Below are 19,481 nucleotides of genomic sequence, written 5' to 3' on the forward strand. Positions count from 1 at the left end.
TTTTTTCTTCATCATTTGCTCGTCGAAACGAGACTGGCTAATGGAAAAATTTTATTTGTTATTTAAATTAGATAATTCAAATAACAATTACCTATTTTATAAAATTGGCAACTGCTGTTCTGCAATGCCTGCTTCAAATTCACTTCTAAAGTATTTGATAGCTGCTGCTAGTGGTTCAGTAGCACCAGGAGCATGTGCGCAGAAACTAAGACCTGGACCAATTTGCTTAGCAAGTTCTTCCAGTAAATTAATATCTTCTGCTTTACCTTGCTTTTTCTTTAAAGAAGCTAGTACTTGTACAGTCCAAGGTAAACCGTCACGACAAGGTGCACACCAACCACAAGATTCACGAGCAAAGAAAATCTCCATATTATGTAATAAAGAGACCATATCTACTGTATCATCCACAGCCATTGCTAAACCTGTACCCATACGTGTACCTACTTTAGCAATGCCAGCTGAGTGCATCTGTGCTGTTAAGTGTTCAGGTAATAAGAAACCTGTCCCAGCACCACCTGGTTGCCACGCTTTTAACTTATACCCCTCTTTCATACCACCAGCATAATCTTCTAATAACTCTTTAGCTGTGATACCAAAAGGTACCTCCCAAATACCAGGATTATTTACTTTACCTGAGAAGCCCATTAATTTAGTACCCATATCTTCACTGCCTTCTTTGGCGAGTGATTTGTACCAATCAACACCACGTTCAATAATGGCTGGTACATTACAAAGGGTTTCTACGTTATTTACACAGCTAGGCTTGCCCCATACACCTACCGCTGCAGGGAAGGGTGGTTTAGAACGTGGGTTAGCGCGACGACCTTCTAAAGAGTTAATAAGGGCTGTTTCTTCACCACAGATATAACGACCTGCACCCGTATGAACAAATAACTCAAAATCAAAACCGCTACCAAAGATATTTTTACCTAGTAAACCTGCTTGTTTGGCTTCTTCAATGGCCTTATTTAAGTTATTGGCTGCATCGACATATTCACCACGTAGAAAAATATAACCACGGTAAGCTTTTAATGCAAAAGCAGAAATTAACATTCCCTCAATTAATAAATGAGGTTCTTGTTCCATTAATAAGCGGTCTTTCCACGTATTAGGTTCCATTTCATCCGCATTACAAAGTAAGTAACGGATGTTTAATGATTCATCTTTTGGCATTAAGCCCCACTTAACACCAGTAGGGAAGCCTGCACCACCACGACCTTTTAAGCCAGAATCTTTAACCTGTTGAATAACATCGTCTTTAGAAAGAGCTGTTAGTGCTTTTTGGGCTGCTTCATAACCTTTTTTCTGTTTGTATTCGTCTAACCAAACAGGTTGACCATCTTCTCTCAAACGCCATGTTAATGGGTGCGTTTCGTAAGGACGAGCAGATGTGTTAGCAGGACCAAAGGAGGTTGGTTGTTTCATTTATAAGCCTCCAAAATCTCACCCACTGTTTCAGGGGTTAAATTACCATAGGTATCATCATCAATCATCATAGCTGGTGCTTTATCACAGTTACCTAAACAACAAACAGGAAGCAATGTATAACGATTATCTGTTGAAGTTTCACCTAAACCAGCATCTATTTTTTTAGTAATAGCTTCTAAAACTGCTTCATGACCACCCATATAGCAAACCATGCTGTCACATACTCTAATAATGTGTCTGCCTACTTCTTGGCGGAAAATTTGACTATAGAATGTAGCTACACCTTCTACATCAGCAGCAGAAATCTTAAGAATGTTAGCTATATAACTAATGGCTTCATCAGGTACCCATCCGTGATGTTTTTGTACCATTTTTAACGCTTCAATAGAAGCAGCACGAGAGTCTTCGTAGTGATGAATCTCATGTTCAATAGCTGCCTTTAGTGCCTCTGTAGGTTCAAAGGGTTTAGTTGGCTTACGGTCTGTTTGTATTATTTGATCTTTCATTGTTAACGATCCACATCTGCCATAACAAAGTCAATACTACCAAGATAAGCAATTAAGTCAGAAACTAAGCTGCCTTTAATGACAGAAGGTATTTGTTGTAAATGGGCAAAACTAGGTGTTCTAATCCGCGTACGATAGCTCATGGTGCTACCATCACTGATTAAGTAGTAACTATTGATACCTTTGGTTGCCTCAATCATTTGGAATGATTCATTATGTGGCATTACAGGTCCCCACGATACTTGTAAGAAGTGGGTAATCAAGGTTTCAATATGTTGTAACGTACGTTCTTTAGGTGGAGGCGTAGTTAATGGATGGTCTGCTTTATAAGGGCCAGCAGGCATATTTTTTAAGCACTGTTCAATAATTTTAGTACTTTCTCTCATCTCACCCATTTTTACCATAATACGGTCATAGATATCACCGTTATGGCCTAGTGGCACTTCAAAGTCAAAGTTTTCATAACCAGAGTAGGGGCGAGCTTTACGTACATCGAAATCAAAGCCCGTAGCACGTAAACCAGCACCTGTGACACCCCATTCTAAGGCCTCTTTAGTATTGTATTGAGCAACACCTTTAGTACGACCAATGGTAACACTGTTATCTAAACAAGCTTTTTGGTATTCATCAAGACGTTTAGGGAACCAATCAATAAAGGTTTGAACTAATTTATCCCAACCTCTTGGTAGGTCATGAGCAACACCACCAATACGGAACCATGCAGGATGCATACGGAAACCAGTAATAGCTTCTACTACATCATAGGCTTTTTGACGATCAGTAAAGGTATAGAATACAGGAGACATTGCACCAATATCCTGTACCATTGTTCCCAAGAATAATAGATGATTTAGAATTCGGAAGAATTCAGACATCATAATACGAATACAGTTAACACGATCAGGAACTGTAATACCTGCTAATTTCTCTACGGCTAGTACATAGGGGAGGTTATTCATTACTCCACCTAAGTAGTCAATACGATCAGTATAAGGAATATAACTGTGCCATGACTGACGTTCAGCCATTTTTTCAGCACCACGATGGTGATAGCCAATTTCAGGCACACAATCTAAAACGTTTTCACCGTCTAATTGTAATACTAAACGGAAAGCACCATGCGCAGATGGGTGGTTAGGACCAACGTTAAGGAACATATAGTCATAGTTTTCATCATGCGTTTTCATACCCCAGTCTTCTGGTTTAAAACGCATTGCTTCCTGTTCACGAATTTGTTTCGCCACAGTTAGTTGGAAAGGCTCTTGCTCAGTAGCACGAGCAGGGTAGTCTTTACGAAGTGGATGACCTTCCCAAGTAGGAGGTAATAGCATTCTGAATAGGCGAGGGTGACCTTTAAAATGAATACCATAAAGGTCATAGGTTTCACGCTCATACCAGTTAGCATTAGGCCATATAGGAATAACAGTAGGAAGGTTTAAATCACCATCAAATAATGGAACTTTAATAATAATATCACTATTACGTTCCATAGAGATCAGATGATAAAACACAGTGAAGTCAGCTTCAGGTTGTCCCTCACGGTGAATTCTTAAGCGCTCGTCAATACCATGCAAATCATAAAGCATAACATAAGGACGAGGTAACTCACGAAGAAAGCGCATTACTTCCATTAGACGTTCACGAGTCACCCAAACAATTGGGCAGCCTGTTCTAGTCTGAGGTTGTATGGTTAGCGCTTGATCACCAAAACGAGTTAGTAACTCTGTAACAACTACTTGATCATCGGCTTTATAAGGCGGAACGGACTTCGCCATTTCTACTGTCATAGTTTCAGCCACTTATTCTAAAATCACAGTTAATAATAGTTTTAAACTTGGTCAGGAGTACGTAACTCTCTCACCTTAATACGTTTTTCTCTTAATTTTACTTTTTGTGGAGTCATCTCAGCACGGTAAACACCTTGATCACCCACTACCCACGAAAGTGGTCTACGTTCTGCAGCAATAGAGTCTTGTAATAACAATAAAGCTTGTAAGAACGCCTCTGGACGAGGGGGACAACCTGCTACATAGACATCAACAGGTAAAAATTTGTCAACACCCTGTACTACAGAGTAAATATCATACATACCACCTGAATTAGCACAAGAACCCATGCAAATAACCCATTTAGGTTCAAGCATTTGTTCATATAACTCTTGAATCACAGGTGCCATTTTAACGAAACAAGTACCAGCAATAACCATGAAGTCTGCTTGACGAGGTGATGCACGTATAACTTCTGCACCAAAACGCGAAATATCATGTACCGCAGTAAAGGCAGTGGTCATTTCTACGTAACAACAAGAAATACCAAAGTTATAAGGCCATAATGAATTCTTACGTCCCCAATTTACTACCTTGTTTAATACATTATCCAATTTACCCATGAAAATGCCTTTATTGGCAAGATCTTCTGACATGTCATCAACAATTGTCCTTTCTCCAATGGGGTATTTTTCATTAGCAGCATTAGGATCAATACGGGTAAGTGTATATTTCATTGATGGTACTCTTATTTATTCAATTTATTTTGACGACCTTGTGGAGCCCAATTTAGGACACCTAAACGCATAATATAAACAAGACCGGCTAATAGGATTAAAACAAAAATAGTGGCTTCGATAAAGCTTGCCCAACCAAATCCTAATAGGCCAGCATCTTTTAATGAAACTGCCCAAGCAAATAAGAAAAGTGCTTCAATATCGAAGATGACAAATAACATAGCTACTAAATAGAATTTAGCAGAGAATCTTATTTTAGTACTACCTGTAGGTAATTGGCCTGCCTCAAAAGGGGTATTTTTATTGCGGCCAAAAGCTCTGCCACCGAGAAGCGCCGCAAAAGCAACTACAAAGCCTACTAAGGCGAGAACGGCAAAGACATAAACGGCAAAGCCTAAATTTTGGGAGAGTGTCGCGATTGCTGTTTCAGACATAGAAAAACTTTTCCACTCCTTTCATTATAGTAATTCTGTTTAAGATAGAAATTTACGACTAAAGTTCAATCTTAATCATCTTGGCTAATAATTTATCCGGCTATTCTAAGACCGATTTCAATTTAAGTAAAATCATTTAGCGAAATCTTTTATATTTTATTTAATGATTTCCTTATTTTAAGCTAATTTTAAGTTATTTATGATATGAGGCAATAATACCTCTTACTTAATATTCATTATTAGGATATAATAAAATGTTATATATTTAAAATATAGCTAATAAATAGTAAGAATATTAATAAAACAGGTTACAATTTTCGTATAGTGAATTTGAAAATAATTATATTAGACACAGTTTTTATAATTTAAGTCCGCCAAATAATAGTAGTTACTTGTTGATTTACTACTTTTAGCCATTGATCAGCTTGTTCTATTGATTCATTTGCTTGTTCTGTCCAATTATCTGGAGCACAACGTACTTCTATATTTAAAAAACGATTGGCATCTTTAGCACAGGCTAAATCGTTTTCCCAAGGCGTTTGATTGCTTGCTATGTGTAAGCCATGCCAACTACCAACCGCTTTAGGATACCAAGTAATAGCAATATTATTTTTAATATTATGGCATTTATAAACCTTACCTTTTTGTTGCCATTCACTGCACTCACCTAAAGATTGTGTTAGCCATTCAGTAACAATGGATAAATCGGTGTCTTTTAAGTAAATTTCAATATCATCTTGTTTCATAAATACTCTCAGATTAGTTTGAAATAGTCATATCGTACAGCAACAGTTACTTTTAGGGGGTGTTCTATTACTTGTTTTCTTTTCTCTGCACTGGCTCGCCAACCATGAGGTGTCATGGCTAAAAGGTTTTTACGGTCTTGCTCATTATTTAGTGTTAAGGAAAATGTTAAATAATCAGTAAAAACTAATTGTAATTCATTAGGTACTTGCTGTAGATGTTTATCATCTTGGTAAGGACGTACTTCATCATAAAGTTTTTCTCTTAACTCTATAAGGTGTTGATTAGTTGGCCCTAACCTTAATATCCCTCCCTGTTGGCTAACTACACGTAATGCTTCTTGCCAATTAAAAGGACTAAAAATGGTAGCAATCAGATTACAGCTTTGGTTAGCTAATGGAATCCGCGCCATACTAGCTACTAACCATTGTATATTTTTATTAAATTTGCATGCTTGTTTAATGGCATCTCGAGAAATATCGAGGGCATAACCTACAGTATTAGGTGAGGCCATTGCTAATTGATGGGTATAAAAGCCTTCACCACAACCTACATCTAACCAATTGTTAGGGTGCTGTTGGCTTGCTAATTCTGCAAAACGTAAGGCTAGGGGAGCATAATGACCAGCTGCTAAAAAATCACGACGAGCAATAACCATTTCTAAATTATCACCTGGTGCTCGACTATTTTTGTGTTGCACAGGTAACAAATTTAAATAGCCTTGTTTGGCTCGATCAAAACTATGATTATTTGAACAGTTAACAACTTTATCAGCAACTACTAATGCTTCATTACAGAGCGGGCAGATTAGCATAGTGAATTATTACTCCGCTAATAAACGTTCTAGTGTTTGGTAGTAGATTTCAGTTAATTGATTTAAGTCTTCTGCTTTTACACATTCATTAATTTGATGAATGGTATCATTGACAGGCCCAAGCTCTACTACCTGACAACCTAACGTAGCAATAAAACGACCATCTGAAGTACCACCACTAGTGGAAGGTTCTGTGGTAAGGCCTGTTACTGACTGGATACTTTCGCTAATGGCGGCCAGTAGTTGTCCTGGTTCAGTTAAAAAGGGAAGTCCTGATAGTGACCAGTCAATATGCCAATCTAATTGGTGCTTATTTAGAATTTGCTCTACACGTTGTTTAAGTCCATCAACTGTTGATTCAGTGGAGAAACGAAAATTGAATTCTGCTACTAGTTCACCTGGTATTACATTATTTGCGCCTGTACCTGCATGTATATTAGAAATTTGGAAACTAGTGGGAGGAAAGAAGTCATTACCACTATCCCAATGCTCCGCAGCTAGTTCCGTAATAGCAGGAGAGGCAAGAAAAATAGGGTTTTTGGCTTTATGGGGGTAAGCCACATGACCTTGTTTACCTCTTACTGTTAGGACTCCGTTTAATGAACCACGACGGCCATTCTTTACCATATCACCCAACTGGTTAACACTAGAGGGTTCACCTACAATACACCAATCAATTTTAGCATTACGTTTTGCTAATGTTTCAACTACCGCACGTGTACCATGTTGTGCAATGCCTTCTTCATCACTGGTAATAAGAAAAGTAATAGTCCCTTTATGGTTAGGATAGTCTTTAATGAAGCGTTCAGTAGCCACAACCATTGCCGCTAAGCTACCTTTCATATCAGCTGTACCGCGACCATAAAACATACCCTGCTCATCTATATAAGGAGTAAAGGGGTCTTTATGCCACTTATCTACAGCACCGCTAGGCACTACATCAGTATGGCCTGCAAAGCAAAATACAGGGTCACTATTGCCATGACTTGCCCAAAAGTTTTGTACATCTGCAAAAGGCATTTGTTCAATAGTAAAGCCTATATTTTGTAACCGATCAGTCATTACTTGTTGGCAACCTTCATCCTTTGGGGTAACTGAAGGACGACTAATAAGATCAAAAGCCAGTTGTAATGTAGCTGAAAGTGATGACATAGTAAGCGTATTCCAATAAAAATAATGTATGATAATAAATAAACTACTCATAATAGAGTAGTTACTCACTAAAAAACAATATTCTAAAATTTATTATTTATATAACAATGACTGATTTAAATGTTTTTTATCAAGTTTTACTTAATGAATATGATGTAATTCCTACCCTTATAGTAAAAGAGAAAGGAGGATGGGTATCACTTGCTTATAAAGTGATTACTGAAAATAGCAATTATTTTCTTAAAGTCTATGAAAAAAAACGAGCCTCTACAGAGAAACTAACTCAATATTTAAATGATTACCTTTCTGTAGTAACTTGGTTGGGTAAAAACTCATTAACTGGGCAAATAGTTGAGCCTGTATTAACTAAACATTTAGATTATAAATATGAAGATGATGATTATATCTATGTGTTATTTAAATATATTACTGGCTATGTTGTTGCAGATAATGCTTTAACAGTATTACAAGTAAAACAATTAGCACAAATTGTAGCTAATTTACATAGTTATAATGAGCAAATACCATTTGCTATAAACCATCTTAAAGAACATTTTGAATTACCTTTTATTAAGCAATTAGTTTATTTTTTAAAACAAGAGTTAACTTATTTACAAGATATTCTAAAACAAATTAATGATATTGATGAGTTAGCTAAAAACTTACAACAGCAAAAGCTAGTGTTTGTACTTTGTCACACCGATATTCATGGTTGGAATATAATGCAAGCTGACCATCATTTAGTATTACTTGATTGGGAAGGATTAAAGTTGGCACCTGCCGAAGCAGACTTGTTTATGTTTTATAACAAAGTTTTTTTTAAGGATTTTATAGATTGTTATCAGCAGCAACATCCTCATTTTCAAATCAATCAATCTGTTATGTTGTTTTATCTATGTAGACGTTCTTTAGAAGACTTATGGGAGCTAATAGAACAATTAGTTACTGATAAGGTTACAGGCGAGTTACGAGCCTATACTTTACATTTACTGGCTACCGAGTGTGGCTCAATTCGAGCCAATAACAAATTATTACCAGAAGCTTAATCTTAGATTTATAAAACCTAAGATTAAGGGTATTAAATACTATTCTGATGGAATAGGAGGTTGTGCTTCTGAAGTCTCATTAAAAATACGGATACTACGTCTAGGTACACCTAGATCTAGACCATGCTCATCTAAATAGCGTTTTAGACGTAAATTAAAAATACGAGATATTTCAAACTGTTTTAATGGTGCTGTTTTAAAACGAGCACGTAATACAGCGTTGCCTGAATCAAAACTTTCTACACCTTGTATTTCAATGGGAGACCAAATATCTCTTTGTAATATAGGGTCTAAACGCATTTCATTAGCAACACTACGTACCGCTTTAATGGCATCATCAATATTCATATCATGAGCTATTGAGATACGGAAGATGGCAAAACCTAATTCTCGGGAATAGTTTTTAACTGTTTTAATTTCACTAAAGGGAACGATATGAACAATACCATCAATATCACGTAAACACACTGTACGGATAGTGATAGCTTCAACAGTTCCTTTATGGTTGCCTACATCGACATAGTCACCAATTGCTAATGAATCTTCAACAATAATAAACAAACCTGTAATTAAATCAGATACTAAAGACTGTGCACCAAAGCCAATCGCTAAACCAATAACACCCGCACCAGCAAGTAAAGGGGTTACATTCATACCTAAATTAGCTAAGGCAACAATAGTAGCAATCACTAAAATAATACAAAGAGCTGTATTGCGAATTAATGGCATCATGGTTAATGCACGGGTACTAGGGCCATTTCTCCCAACGCCTGTAAGTGCACGGTATATTGCTGTATCAACTAAAATCCAAACTAAACGAGTAATAAGAATAGTGAGTACAATAGTAATAATAATGATGGTTAGATCATGACCAGCACCTTGCTCAAATTGCAGAATGGAAGAGTCCCAAACTCTTAATACGAAGTCGATAAATACTATCCATACAGCAAAATTCAATAATGTATATCCAAAACGGATTAAACGTAATAAGTACAGTGCATTTTGAGTACGTTTTGATTTTTGCTGGAGTTTTGTTGCATGGCGTTGTATTAACCCAGTTAAAACCAAAGCAACAATTAATAATGCTGTACATAGTAAGGCTTTACGTAGTGCCGAAGTAGGGTCGCCAGAAAAAATAGTAGCAACTAATGAAGCTAAAACAAGCATTAAAATAGGAATATGCCAAACTGCACTTAAAAAACGCAGGAAATCATAGGAGCTTTTTCTTTTTCTACGATAATTAAAAGAGCGATTACGTATTAAATGAGCAATAGGGCGACGGAAAGTAATAACAAACCAACCTGTTAATAGGGCTGCCATTAAATTATTAAGTGTTGATAAGACTAGGCTAAGATTACCACCTAATAAGCCAATAACTTGATAATTAGTTAAAGCATCACCTAATGCAGCAAATAATCCAATGGAGAATAATGGCTTAAACGCTCGCTTACGTAATATTCGCAAAGCTCCCCAGCGATGGTCACCACTTAATAAAGACAGGGAAATAAAACAAAGTGCAGCAAATACACCACCGCCTAAAATAGAATAGGTCATCAATAGTGCAACACTTTTCCCTAGTGGAGCTGTTTCTGGGAGCATTTGTGAGCTATACAGGGTGATAAAAAACGCTACAGCCCAAGGTAGTAACTTTTCAACTGCATAGAGTAATAATTCCCATGTATTAGGATTATTGGATAGTGTTAAAGGCAATTTATAACGAATATTGATACGTTTAATTAACCAAAGTAGAATTTGTGCAATAACAAACCATAAAATAATAATAAAGGAGAAGCCATAAAAAAGAGGGGATAGCTCTTTAATGGGAGGTGTTAGGATTTGTAGTTCTAAAAAAGCTAATTTACTGCGCTCTGTCCAATAGCTGATGGGTGTTTCACCATCCAAACCATAACTTAAACTATCGACTAATCCAGATATGCCCGCTAATAAACCCTTAACTTTTTCATCTTCATCTTTTTTAGCTGCGGCTTTTAAGCTATCACGTAATTCTTTTAGATCAATAACTAACTGCTGGCGCTGTTTATTATCTTCTAATGTTTTAATCAATGCCTCAAGCGACTGTGCCATTTCTGCGTTAGTAACTGTAGGTTGTGACTCAGAAGAAGAGCTTGATTTTAAAGGGTTAGGCAGGGCAGCATGGCTTGTAGAAACAAAGCCACAGAAAATAATTAGCATTAACAGTAAATATACTGTTCGACTAAAGTTTTGATAAGACAATGATTTAAGCACTGACGATACCTTTTAAGCTATTGAATATTACCTTGTAATGTACTTAATTTTAATTGTGATGCCGGATGTCCCTGCTTAGCAGCTTGTTGATACCAATAAATTGCTTTATTACGATCATAAGGAACGCCATTACCAGTTTCATACATCTGTCCTAAATTATATTGACTAAAAGCATCACCTTGTTTTGCTGCTTTTTCATACCAAGTAAATGCTTTTTGTTTATCAACAGGGACTCCCTTGCCATCACGATACATTCCAGCAATAAATGACTGTGCTTCTCTATCACCCTGATTGGCTGCTTGCTCATACCAATAAGCTGCTTTTTCAAAATTAGCCACTATTTCTTTATTTTGCTCATAAAGAGAGGCTAACACAATTTGAGCATCTAATGATTGTTGTTTAGCAGCCATTTCTAGCCAATAGAATGCTTGCATGGTATTAAAAAAACCCTGTTTATCTTCGTACGTCACACCAATATAGTATTGAGCATCTCTATCACCTGCTAAAGCACTTCTCAAAAACCAATAGTTTGCAGTATTCTCTTGTTTATTATTACCATATAAGCTAGCTAATAAATATTGCGCATTAGTATCATTATTAATAGCTAGAGGCTTTAATAATGCAATAATGTGTTTAAGGCTTTGTTGTTGTTTATTTAGTGTAACTAGATTGCGTGCTTCAGAGGTTTGAGCATACCAGTATTGTGCTTGCTCATGGTCTTGTGCAATACCATCACCACGTTGGTACATAACCACTAATGCGTATTGGGCTAGGATATAATCTTGTTTTGCAGATTTTATATACCACTTTACAGCTTCAGGTTTGCTTTTTTCAGCTCCTTTGCCTTGTTGGTACATCATACCTACTAGATATTGAGCTACCACATCACCTTGTTTCGCTAATTGTTTAAAAGTAGCAAAATTATCAGCATAAATGGCTGAGGTAAAAGAAAGTAGCAGCAATATAAGGCACGTATGTATCCAAGAGCGCATGCGTATAATTATTCCTAATTAATAAATTTACAGGCTATTGTATACAGCTATTATAAGAAGATCATCTTTAATATGAATTGTTTATGATAATTTTAAAGAATATAAAAGAGAAGAGAGTATGTTTAATAGGAGATTAAATAATTACGTGATTTAAAATAACCACGTAATTATTAAAAGGAAAGCTTAAATTATTTGAATATTTGAAGCTTGTGGACCTTTTGCGCCTTGAGTAGCAGTGAAGGAAACGCGTTGTCCTTCAGTTAAGGTTTTGAAACCTGCGCTTTGAATTTCTGAGTAGTGGGCAAATAAATCTTTGCTGCCATCTTCTGGAGTAATAAAGCCATAGCCTTTAGTTTCGTTAAACCATTTTACAATGCCAGTTTGCATCTTATGTATCCTATAGAACTTAAAAAATAATAGGGGATAGTTAAGCCCCCAGTAACACTAGGCGAGGATCAAGACTGAGATTGAGGATTCGGAAAATTGCTACTAGAAAGAAACAGATATACCAGAGGACAAACACAACCTTAAAACCGCTGTTCAATACTATGCGCGATAACATTAAAAATAGCAAATGGTTTTTAAGTTTATTTTGAAAAAAGTTGATAAAACTATTAACTAATTATTTAATAATAAACAATTATTTCTTTTTTTAAGAAAAAAACATATAATAATCGGTTTTATACGCTCTAAACAGCTAAGTTTTCCTTAAAATTTAATGACCTCAATTAAAGCTTCCATACTGGGTATTATAGCCATTTTAATATGGAGCTGTTTCACAGCTCTTATCAGAACATTAACAGAAAGCTTTGGTGTAGTAGCTGGTGCAGCCCTTATTTATACAATAGGAGCTATCACTCTATGTATATATAATAGAGGGATTCCCAATATTAAAAAATTTCCTATAAGTTATCTATTAGGGTGTGGCATTTTATTTGTAATTTATGAAATTTTGCTATCTTTCGCGGTGGGGCTCGCTAGCAGTCGTCAACAATCTATTGAGGTGAGTTTAATTAATTATTTATGGCCTTGCCTTATTGTATTTCTGTCTATATTTATTAATAAACAAAAGGTAAGTTTGCTATTCTGGCCTGGTATAGTTCTTTCATTTATTGGGGTAGCTTGGTCTATATCAGGAGAGTATGGTTTTAATATCTATAATTTAATCAATAATATTACAACTGATCCCATTCCTTATTTACTTGCTTTTATAGCTGCTTTTTTATGGGGACTATATTGTAATTTATCGAAACGTTTTAATAATGGTAATAATGGTGTTCCTTTATTTTTCATTGCTATTGCTTTAATACTATGGACTAAATTTTTATTAGGTTCAGAAAAAATAGGGCAGGTTGATTTTTCTGCAATAGCTGAACTTATTTTAGTAGGTATTCTTATTGCTGTTGCTTATGCTTTTTGGGAAATAGGTATTCAAAAAGGTAATATGCTATTATTGGCCATATTATCTTATTTTACGCCTATAGCTTCCGTGTTATTTTCAGCTATTTGGCTAAAAACGCCTCTTACTATATCATTTTGGTATGGTGTTATTATGGTTACCATAGGTTCTTTACTTTGTTGGCTAGCTACCAGGGTCACTAATAAAGTACCTGCCTCTTCGCATTAACCTCATTACTTTGCTAAACTAAACAAAATTGTTTAAATAAAACCGCTGAAATAACAAGATAAGGAAACCCCTGTCTTAATAAGAGGTATGGTATGTCTTTTGATTATGATCTTTTTGTAATAGGTGCCGGTTCTGGTGGTGTGCGAGCAGCACGTTTTGCTGCTAGTTTTGGTGCAAAAGTAGCTATTGCTGAGGAGCGTTACTTAGGCGGTACATGTGTTAACGTAGGCTGTGTACCTAAAAAACTATTTGTTTATGCTTCACAATTTGAGGAAGAGTTTGAGTTAGCTAAAGGTTTTGGTTGGCAAATAAATAAGCCTAATTTCAATTGGCAAACGTTAGTTGAACATAAAAATAAAGAAATTGAACGGCTTAATGGTATTTATCGTAATTTATTAGTCAATAGTGGTGTCTCTTTAATAGAAGGGCATGCTCAATTAGTTAATGCTAATACAATCAGCGTAGAGGGCAAGATTTACACTGCAAAAAATATTTTAATTGCTGTAGGTGGTTGGCCAAACGTACCTGATATTAAGGGTAAAGAATATGCTATTACCTCTAATGAAGCGTTTTATTTAAAAGAACTACCTAAACGTTGTACGATTGTTGGTGGTGGCTATATTGCTGTTGAATTTGCTTCTATTTTTAATGGGTTAGGGGTTGATACTACTTTAATATATCGTGGTGAGCTATTCTTAAAAGGCTTTGATGATGATATACGTAAGCATTTAGCTGAAGAGTTAACTAAAAAAGGTATTACTTTAAAATTTAATACAGATATTAAGCAAATTGATAAACAAGCTGATAATAGTTTAATCACTACATTTGATAATGATGAAACTGCTACAACCGATTTAGTATTTTATGCTACAGGACGTCGCCCTAAACTAGATAATTTAGGTTTAGATAATACAAAAGTTACCTTAAATAGCAAAGGTTTTGTCGATGTAGATAAATATTACACTACTGCTGAATCAAGTATTTTTGCGATTGGTGATGTTATTGGACAAATTCAATTAACACCTGTTGCATTAGCACAAGGTATGGCGGTAGCACGACACCTTTTTAAACCAGAACAATACCGTTCAGTGGATTTAACTCAGGTAGCTACGGCAATGTTTAGTTTGCCAAATGTAGCTACTGTTGGTTTAACAGAGCAGCAAGCCATAGAGTCCGGTTATGATATTGCTGTTTTTGAAAGTCATTTCCGTGCGTTAAAACTAACTTTAACAGAAAGTACTGAAAAAACTTATATGAAACTTGTGGTAGATAAAGATTCGGACCGCGTTTTAGGCTGCCATATGATTGGTGAAGGAGCAGGGGATTTGATTCAAGGATTAGCGATTGCTTTAAAAGCAGGGGCAACAAAGCAAGTTTTTGATGAAACGATTGGTATTCATCCAACGGCTGCTGAAGAGTTTGTAACTATGCGTACCCCCCGACAAGCTTGATAAGATTAAAACAGATACATTATATAATATAGTGTATCTGTTATTAGTGGTCTTTAATGCATATTGTCATCGTAGGTAAAAGTAGGAATTCGCCAACTGTATTTAATAGCTAACAATCTTAATAACAAGCCACCACTTAAACAAAGTAAAGTGGCTGTATTGTCATTAACTTGAAAATGTAATAAAGCTAAATACGCTACACCTGTACAAAGCGATACACTGGCATAAAGTTCTTTTTGAAAAACTAAAGGTACCTGATTACACAATACATCACGTAATACACCACCCGATACTCCTGTTAGCATTCCAGCAATTAGCACAACCATTGTAGGGCAGTTAAGCTCTCTAGCAATAGCACAACCGATCAGAGTAAAAGCTACTAAACCTAAACCATCTAGTATTAAGAAAATAGTGCGCAGATAATGTAGCCAGCGAGCCACAAAAGTAGTAATAAGTGCTGCGCCAATGGTGTAATATAAGAATTCAGGATGTTTTACCCAACCTAAAGGGTAATGTCCTAAAATAACGTCACGAACAGAACCACCACCTAGTGCAGTAACACAAGCAATAGTAACAACACCAAATAGATCCATACGTTGCCGACCTGCTGATAATGCACCCGTCACGGCTTCAGCAGTAATTGCGATCAAATAAATAACATGCAATAACATTAAATAGAACTCCAGAAACAGCGATAGAGAAACCATTGCTAAGCAATGTAACAATAATTTCTTTGCCGCTCCCGCTGTCCTTTTGCCTGAGAGTTTAGCAGTATGACTGCGTGCCCCTTCGGCGGGTCAGTTAAGACCTCTCTCCAGATCGGCTGATATTGACGCAGTTATTATTATCATTAGATAAGGCCTGAGCGATTATGGGAGTATGCGCCTTCGGCGGGAATTGTGAAAAATTCCTCTCTCCTACGTCTTGGGGCAAGATTATAGCGAATAACTATAGAAAATGTAAGCGAATAAAATAATAAAGTAATTTTCTAATTATTGGTTAAATAAAACCAGCTCATCTACTTTTTCATAAGGTGGATTTATATCATCACTTACTTGATAAAAAACTGTTTTAGTGGATAAATCTATATTAGCCCTTATATATTTCAAGCCATATCCTAAGCCAGATATTTGCCATAAAAATTGTTCTGTACCTGCATCTACTATTAATTGATAGAAAAATCCTAACTCATCATCAGGTACTTGTTTTATAAAACCCATACAAGCAGGGGATAGTGAAAAATATCCTGTTAGATCAGTTACTGTGGATTTATCATCACAAGTAGTCAACAAATATATTCTGGCATTTATTACAGGTTGATTATCAAAAGAAAGAACTCCTACTAATTCTGGAGAACTATAATAAACTTGCATGTTATTATTAGGTGTCTGCTGACAGCCAGCAACTAATATAAATAGAGCTAATAAATATTTTTTCATGTAATCAATTTAATTTTATTATAATTCATTAATGTATACCATTTTTCACTAAGTTGCTACAACGGCTTTCTTGACCATTGGTCACACAAACCATCTGTTCAGTAAGATCAAACTCTACAGACATATCAAAAGGATTGATAACAGACCAAATAAAGGATTTTTCACCATCCACTACATTCACATCAAATAAATAAGTAGGAGCACCTAAGATATTTCCAGGGCCTGAGTTTGCTACCTCACAAAATTGCTCTAATGTAAATTTTCCCTGAGCATCAGTGACTACTGTTGCTGTATTACAAATACTGGAAGATAAAGTTATCTGTACATGGGGAACAGTATTTCCTTGCTTTTTTACAACCCCATTAATATGAGGATGAATACTTGATTCATTATTAGTTGTCTTATTACTGTGTTGGCAAGCCACTAGTAGCAATAAACAGCTTATTACTATTAAAGATTTTTTCATTAATTATTAGCTCAATAATTGATTAGTTTAGAGAATTATATATTAAACTTTCATTAAGTTACTCATATTATCCATAAATTATTATAAGTAACTATATATTTTATATAAGATAATGATAGAATAATTGCAACACGAATCATTAGAAAGGGAACTTAAGTCTAAATATGATAGTTAAATCATCATTTAAGAAAGTAATAGCTTTCTCTGCATTACTTGCTTTATTTTCAACGACAACGTCAAAAGCAGAAATAGTGCAAGAAATAACAGAAGGCTGTTCTAGTCAAGCTATTGTTTCTGGATTATGTATCCTTTTAAGCCCATTCTATACAACAACTATTATTGTAGTAGTACCTTCTGAATGGTCAGGAACAGCCTTTGGCGCCAAATCAAAAATTATCTATAATGCTAAAAACGATGCCGCTACCTTTGTAGCAACTAATGGTCAATTAAAAGGTACTTATTTAGAGGCTGCATTTAATTTATTACGTCATGAAAAGCCAGATTATAAAAGAGTAGATGATATGGCTCTTGCTAAGGCTATTTTAGCATTTAACTAATAAACGACTGAACAAATAAACTAGCTATAAATTAGCTAGTTTTAAGATACTTTACCATCAATATAAAACCATTTTTGTTCGCTATAAATAAAACGACTCACCTCATGCATTCTTTCTAGCTTACCATTCGCCTCATAAAAAGCATCAAAATCTACAAAAGCTTCATTGGCATTATTGCTATCCCATGCTTTATTAATAATAAGCTTTATCCATTGAATAGATTGATCATTCTCTAAGGTAGCAATGTTTGGTCTAGTACTTTTATGCCATGTATTATTGATATAAGCTGTTAATTTTAAGACATACGCACTATAACGTGAACGCATTAATTGTTCAGCAGTCATTGGTAATTTCATATCAACATGATAAGGCTGACAGCATTCACTATATAACTTATTAATATCACAAGGGCAGGCTGTGTTAGTCATTTGCTTTTCTCTAGCGCTTAAATTTTAGAAATTATAGCTAATAATCAGTAATAGTGTGTAATACACCTTTTAACAATAATAAATATTCATATATCTGTCAGAATAAGTAACTTTTGTCACAAAACCTATACACTAATGATATATTTTAAATGTGAATTTTTTTTGATAATGCTCCATGTTCTAATTATTAAATAAAGATGGATTTTGGAGTAACTCATGAGTAAACCAACCCCAGAGATGGTAAATAGCCGTCCTGATGATGCTGCGCTTTTAGCTGATGAAGCAAAATACTGTTCTTTTGGTGATACTGTTCACTATGTTGAACCACCAAAGATCTTTGATGGCTGTGAAGGCAGCTACATGTATGATAAAGAAGGTAAAGCTTACCTTGATTTACAAATGTGGTATTCAGCTTGTAACTTTGGTTATGCTAATGAACGTTTAAATAATGTACTTAAAAACCAAATAGATACTTTACCACAGTGTGCAAGCCAATATCTTCATCCTACTAAAATCGAATTGGCTAAAACGATTGCTGAAGGCATGAAACAAAAGTTTGGTTATGATGGAAGAGTACATTTTAACGTCGGTGGTGCACAGTGTATTGAAGACTCTTTAAAAGTTGTACGAAATGCTACGGGTGGCAAAACGCTTATGTTTGCTTTCCAAGGTGGTTATCATGGACGTACTTTAGGTGCTTCATCTATCACCTCTAGTTATCGTTATCGTCGTCGTTATGGTCATTTTGGTGATCGAGCGATGTTTGTTCCATTTCCATATCCTTTCCGTCGACCTAAAGGTATGACAGCAGAAGAATACGGCGAATATTTAGTAGATGATTTTGCTCGCTTATTTGAAACAGAATATCATGGTGTTTGGGACCCTAAAGTTGGCCAAGCTGAGTACGCAGCATTCTATGCTGAACCTCTACAAGCAACAGGTGGTTATATTATTCCACCACCAAATTACTTTAAAGGATTAAAGAAAGTACTTGATCAATATGGCATTTTATTAGTGGTCGATGAAATTCAAATGGGTTTCTATCGTACAGGTAAATTATGGTCTATTGAACATTTTGATGTAAAACCTGATGTGGTGGTATTTGCTAAAGCCTTAACCAATGGTTTAAATCCACTAGGTGGGTTATGGGCTCGTGAAGAGTTAATTAATCCTACAGTATTCCCGCCAGGGTCTACTCACTCGACTTTTGCATCTAACCCATTGGGTACAGCAGTAGGGCTTGAAGTATTAAAAATGACGGCTGAACATGACTATGAAACAATGGTTATGGAAAGTGGTGCATATTTCCTTGAGGGCTTAAGAAGCTTAGAAAAACGCCATAAAGAAATTGGTGAGGTTGATGGCTTAGGTCTTGCGCTTCGTGCTGAAATTTGTACGGAAGATGGGTTTACAGCTAATAAAGCATTAGTAGATAAAATGGTTGATATTGGTATGTCAGGTGACCTTGATTGGAATGGCCAAAAAATGGGCTTAGTACTAGATATCGGTGGTTACTATAAAAATGTTATTACTTTTGCACCTTCTTTACTTATCTCTAAACAAGAGATTGATCAAGGTATAGAGTTACTTGATCAGTTAATTACTAGAGCTAAGAAAGAGTTATAATAAGTTGAAAGATAATTAATA

Annotated in this window: 20 protein-coding genes and 1 riboswitch; of the genes, 5 read left to right on the forward strand and 15 right to left on the reverse strand. The window is 35.5% G+C overall.

Annotated elements, in window-relative coordinates:
- Positions 1–96 precede the first annotated feature (96 nt).
- The 8 genes from nuoF to dapE form a co-directional block, all read right to left on the reverse strand.
- Positions 97–1,425 carry an NADH-quinone oxidoreductase subunit NuoF gene (gene nuoF, locus MTZ49_RS12025; protein WP_264745782.1) on the reverse strand — a complete coding sequence of 443 codons (1,329 nt, stop codon included), beginning with the start codon at positions 1,423–1,425 and terminating at the stop codon, positions 97–99.
- Entirely contained in the window at positions 1,422–1,934 is a 513-nt protein-coding gene (gene nuoE / locus MTZ49_RS12030; protein WP_264745783.1) for an NADH-quinone oxidoreductase subunit NuoE, read from the reverse strand. Before nuoE ends, nuoF begins: the two co-directional genes overlap by 4 nt.
- A 2-nt stretch (positions 1,935–1,936) precedes the next feature.
- Positions 1,937–3,721 carry an NADH-quinone oxidoreductase subunit C/D gene (gene nuoC, locus MTZ49_RS12035; protein ID WP_264745784.1) on the reverse strand — a complete coding sequence of 595 codons (1,785 nt, stop codon included), beginning with the start codon at positions 3,719–3,721 and terminating at the stop codon, positions 1,937–1,939.
- 41 nt (positions 3,722–3,762) lie between these two features.
- Positions 3,763–4,437 carry a NuoB/complex I 20 kDa subunit family protein gene (locus tag MTZ49_RS12040; RefSeq protein WP_264745785.1) on the reverse strand — a complete coding sequence of 225 codons (675 nt, stop codon included), beginning with the start codon at positions 4,435–4,437 and terminating at the stop codon, positions 3,763–3,765.
- An 11-nt stretch (positions 4,438–4,448) separates the two neighbouring features.
- The gene (ndhC, locus tag MTZ49_RS12045; RefSeq protein WP_264745786.1) at positions 4,449–4,871 is read right to left on the reverse strand and encodes an NADH-quinone oxidoreductase subunit A; all 423 of its coding nucleotides are present in this window, start codon (positions 4,869–4,871) and stop codon (positions 4,449–4,451) included.
- Between the two features lie 365 nt (positions 4,872–5,236).
- The gene (locus tag MTZ49_RS12050) at positions 5,237–5,617 is read right to left on the reverse strand and encodes a hypothetical protein (RefSeq protein ID WP_264745787.1); all 381 of its coding nucleotides are present in this window, start codon (positions 5,615–5,617) and stop codon (positions 5,237–5,239) included.
- 8 nt (positions 5,618–5,625) lie between these two features.
- Positions 5,626–6,429: a putative RNA methyltransferase gene (locus tag MTZ49_RS12055; protein ID WP_264745788.1), complete on the reverse strand. Its 804-nt coding sequence runs from the start codon at positions 6,427–6,429 to the stop codon at positions 5,626–5,628.
- A 9-nt stretch (positions 6,430–6,438) separates the two neighbouring features.
- Complete coding sequence (gene dapE / locus MTZ49_RS12060) at positions 6,439–7,581, reverse strand: succinyl-diaminopimelate desuccinylase (RefSeq protein WP_264745789.1); 1,143 nt, start codon at positions 7,579–7,581, stop codon at positions 6,439–6,441.
- Positions 7,582–7,688: 107 nt separating this feature from the next.
- Between dapE and MTZ49_RS12065 the strand changes: the two genes are divergently transcribed.
- Positions 7,689–8,627 carry an aminoglycoside phosphotransferase family protein gene (locus MTZ49_RS12065; protein ID WP_264745790.1) on the forward strand — a complete coding sequence of 313 codons (939 nt, stop codon included), beginning with the start codon at positions 7,689–7,691 and terminating at the stop codon, positions 8,625–8,627.
- 39 nt (positions 8,628–8,666) lie between these two features.
- Here the strand turns inward: MTZ49_RS12065 and MTZ49_RS12070 are convergent, their stop codons facing one another.
- From MTZ49_RS12070 to MTZ49_RS12080, 3 genes are all read right to left on the reverse strand, one after another.
- On the reverse strand, positions 8,667–10,874 hold the full coding sequence (locus tag MTZ49_RS12070; protein WP_264745791.1) for a mechanosensitive ion channel family protein: 2,208 nt from the start codon (positions 10,872–10,874) through the stop codon (positions 8,667–8,669).
- 17 nt (positions 10,875–10,891) lie between these two features.
- The gene (locus MTZ49_RS12075) at positions 10,892–11,866 is read right to left on the reverse strand and encodes a tetratricopeptide repeat protein (protein WP_264745792.1); all 975 of its coding nucleotides are present in this window, start codon (positions 11,864–11,866) and stop codon (positions 10,892–10,894) included.
- A gap of 183 nt (positions 11,867–12,049) precedes the next feature.
- Entirely contained in the window at positions 12,050–12,253 is a 204-nt protein-coding gene (locus tag MTZ49_RS12080; protein ID WP_201090218.1) for a cold-shock protein, read from the reverse strand.
- A 331-nt stretch (positions 12,254–12,584) separates the two neighbouring features.
- Between MTZ49_RS12080 and yddG the strand changes: the two genes are divergently transcribed.
- Positions 12,585–13,493 carry an aromatic amino acid DMT transporter YddG gene (gene yddG, locus MTZ49_RS12085; protein WP_264745793.1) on the forward strand — a complete coding sequence of 303 codons (909 nt, stop codon included), beginning with the start codon at positions 12,585–12,587 and terminating at the stop codon, positions 13,491–13,493.
- A 92-nt stretch (positions 13,494–13,585) separates the two neighbouring features.
- Positions 13,586–14,944 (forward strand): glutathione-disulfide reductase, encoded by a 1,359-nt coding sequence (gorA, locus tag MTZ49_RS12090; protein ID WP_264745794.1) that lies wholly within the window; start codon positions 13,586–13,588, stop codon positions 14,942–14,944.
- Between the two features lie 53 nt (positions 14,945–14,997).
- On the opposite strand, the gene MTZ49_RS12095 is transcribed toward gorA, so the two are convergent.
- From MTZ49_RS12095 to MTZ49_RS12105, 3 genes are all read right to left on the reverse strand, one after another.
- Positions 14,998–15,615: a trimeric intracellular cation channel family protein gene (locus MTZ49_RS12095; RefSeq protein ID WP_264745795.1), complete on the reverse strand. Its 618-nt coding sequence runs from the start codon at positions 15,613–15,615 to the stop codon at positions 14,998–15,000.
- A gap of 66 nt (positions 15,616–15,681) precedes the next feature.
- Positions 15,682–15,772, reverse strand: a riboswitch (glycine riboswitch).
- A gap of 164 nt (positions 15,773–15,936) precedes the next feature.
- Complete coding sequence (locus tag MTZ49_RS12100) at positions 15,937–16,383, reverse strand: hypothetical protein (protein WP_264745796.1); 447 nt, start codon at positions 16,381–16,383, stop codon at positions 15,937–15,939.
- A 28-nt stretch (positions 16,384–16,411) separates the two neighbouring features.
- Positions 16,412–16,849 (reverse strand): hypothetical protein, encoded by a 438-nt coding sequence (locus MTZ49_RS12105; RefSeq protein WP_264745797.1) that lies wholly within the window; start codon positions 16,847–16,849, stop codon positions 16,412–16,414.
- Positions 16,850–17,013: 164 nt separating this feature from the next.
- On the opposite strand from MTZ49_RS12105, the gene MTZ49_RS12110 reads away from it, so the two are divergent.
- Positions 17,014–17,406: a DUF2388 domain-containing protein gene (locus MTZ49_RS12110; protein ID WP_264745798.1), complete on the forward strand. Its 393-nt coding sequence runs from the start codon at positions 17,014–17,016 to the stop codon at positions 17,404–17,406.
- 41 nt (positions 17,407–17,447) lie between these two features.
- Here MTZ49_RS12110 and MTZ49_RS12115 read toward each other — a convergent pair whose 3' ends face one another.
- On the reverse strand, positions 17,448–17,834 hold the full coding sequence (locus MTZ49_RS12115; protein WP_264745799.1) for a YchJ family protein: 387 nt from the start codon (positions 17,832–17,834) through the stop codon (positions 17,448–17,450).
- 237 nt (positions 17,835–18,071) lie between these two features.
- Here MTZ49_RS12115 and MTZ49_RS12120 point away from each other — a divergent pair, with 237 nt between their 5' ends.
- Positions 18,072–19,460, forward strand: coding sequence for an aspartate aminotransferase family protein (locus MTZ49_RS12120; RefSeq protein WP_264747882.1), 1,389 nt, complete (start codon positions 18,072–18,074; stop codon positions 19,458–19,460).
- Positions 19,461–19,481: the final 21 nt, after the last annotated feature.

Origin of the sequence: Entomomonas sp. E2T0 (assembly GCF_025985425.1) — a bacterium.
In the GTDB taxonomy this organism is placed as follows: domain Bacteria; phylum Pseudomonadota; class Gammaproteobacteria; order Pseudomonadales; family Pseudomonadaceae; genus Entomomonas.

What these genes read in the sequence shown, in the direction of transcription:
- nuoF (WP_264745782.1), bottom strand. Translation starts at nt 1,425, where the DNA reads ATGAAACAACCAACCTCCTTTGGTCCTGCTAACACATCTGCTCGTCCT.
- nuoE (WP_264745783.1), bottom strand. Translation starts at nt 1,934, where the DNA reads ATGAAAGATCAAATAATACAAACAGACCGTAAGCCAACTAAACCCTTT.
- nuoC (WP_264745784.1), bottom strand. Translation starts at nt 3,721, where the DNA reads ATGACAGTAGAAATGGCGAAGTCCGTTCCGCCTTATAAAGCCGATGAT.
- MTZ49_RS12040 (WP_264745785.1), bottom strand. Translation starts at nt 4,437, where the DNA reads ATGAAATATACACTTACCCGTATTGATCCTAATGCTGCTAATGAAAAA.
- ndhC (WP_264745786.1), bottom strand. Translation starts at nt 4,871, where the DNA reads ATGTCTGAAACAGCAATCGCGACACTCTCCCAAAATTTAGGCTTTGCC.
- MTZ49_RS12050 (WP_264745787.1), bottom strand. Translation starts at nt 5,617, where the DNA reads ATGAAACAAGATGATATTGAAATTTACTTAAAAGACACCGATTTATCC.
- MTZ49_RS12055 (WP_264745788.1), bottom strand. Translation starts at nt 6,429, where the DNA reads ATGCTAATCTGCCCGCTCTGTAATGAAGCATTAGTAGTTGCTGATAAA.
- dapE (WP_264745789.1), bottom strand. Translation starts at nt 7,581, where the DNA reads ATGTCATCACTTTCAGCTACATTACAACTGGCTTTTGATCTTATTAGT.
- MTZ49_RS12065 (WP_264745790.1), top strand. Translation starts at nt 7,689, where the DNA reads ATGACTGATTTAAATGTTTTTTATCAAGTTTTACTTAATGAATATGAT.
- MTZ49_RS12075 (WP_264745792.1), bottom strand. Translation starts at nt 11,866, where the DNA reads ATGCGCTCTTGGATACATACGTGCCTTATATTGCTGCTACTTTCTTTT.
- MTZ49_RS12080 (WP_201090218.1), bottom strand. Translation starts at nt 12,253, where the DNA reads ATGCAAACTGGCATTGTAAAATGGTTTAACGAAACTAAAGGCTATGGC.
- yddG (WP_264745793.1), top strand. Translation starts at nt 12,585, where the DNA reads ATGACCTCAATTAAAGCTTCCATACTGGGTATTATAGCCATTTTAATA.
- gorA (WP_264745794.1), top strand. Translation starts at nt 13,586, where the DNA reads ATGTCTTTTGATTATGATCTTTTTGTAATAGGTGCCGGTTCTGGTGGT.
- MTZ49_RS12095 (WP_264745795.1), bottom strand. Translation starts at nt 15,615, where the DNA reads ATGTTATTGCATGTTATTTATTTGATCGCAATTACTGCTGAAGCCGTG.
- MTZ49_RS12100 (WP_264745796.1), bottom strand. Translation starts at nt 16,383, where the DNA reads ATGAAAAAATATTTATTAGCTCTATTTATATTAGTTGCTGGCTGTCAG.
- MTZ49_RS12105 (WP_264745797.1), bottom strand. Translation starts at nt 16,849, where the DNA reads ATGAAAAAATCTTTAATAGTAATAAGCTGTTTATTGCTACTAGTGGCT.
- MTZ49_RS12110 (WP_264745798.1), top strand. Translation starts at nt 17,014, where the DNA reads ATGATAGTTAAATCATCATTTAAGAAAGTAATAGCTTTCTCTGCATTA.
- MTZ49_RS12115 (WP_264745799.1), bottom strand. Translation starts at nt 17,834, where the DNA reads ATGACTAACACAGCCTGCCCTTGTGATATTAATAAGTTATATAGTGAA.
- MTZ49_RS12120 (WP_264747882.1), top strand. Translation starts at nt 18,072, where the DNA reads ATGGTAAATAGCCGTCCTGATGATGCTGCGCTTTTAGCTGATGAAGCA.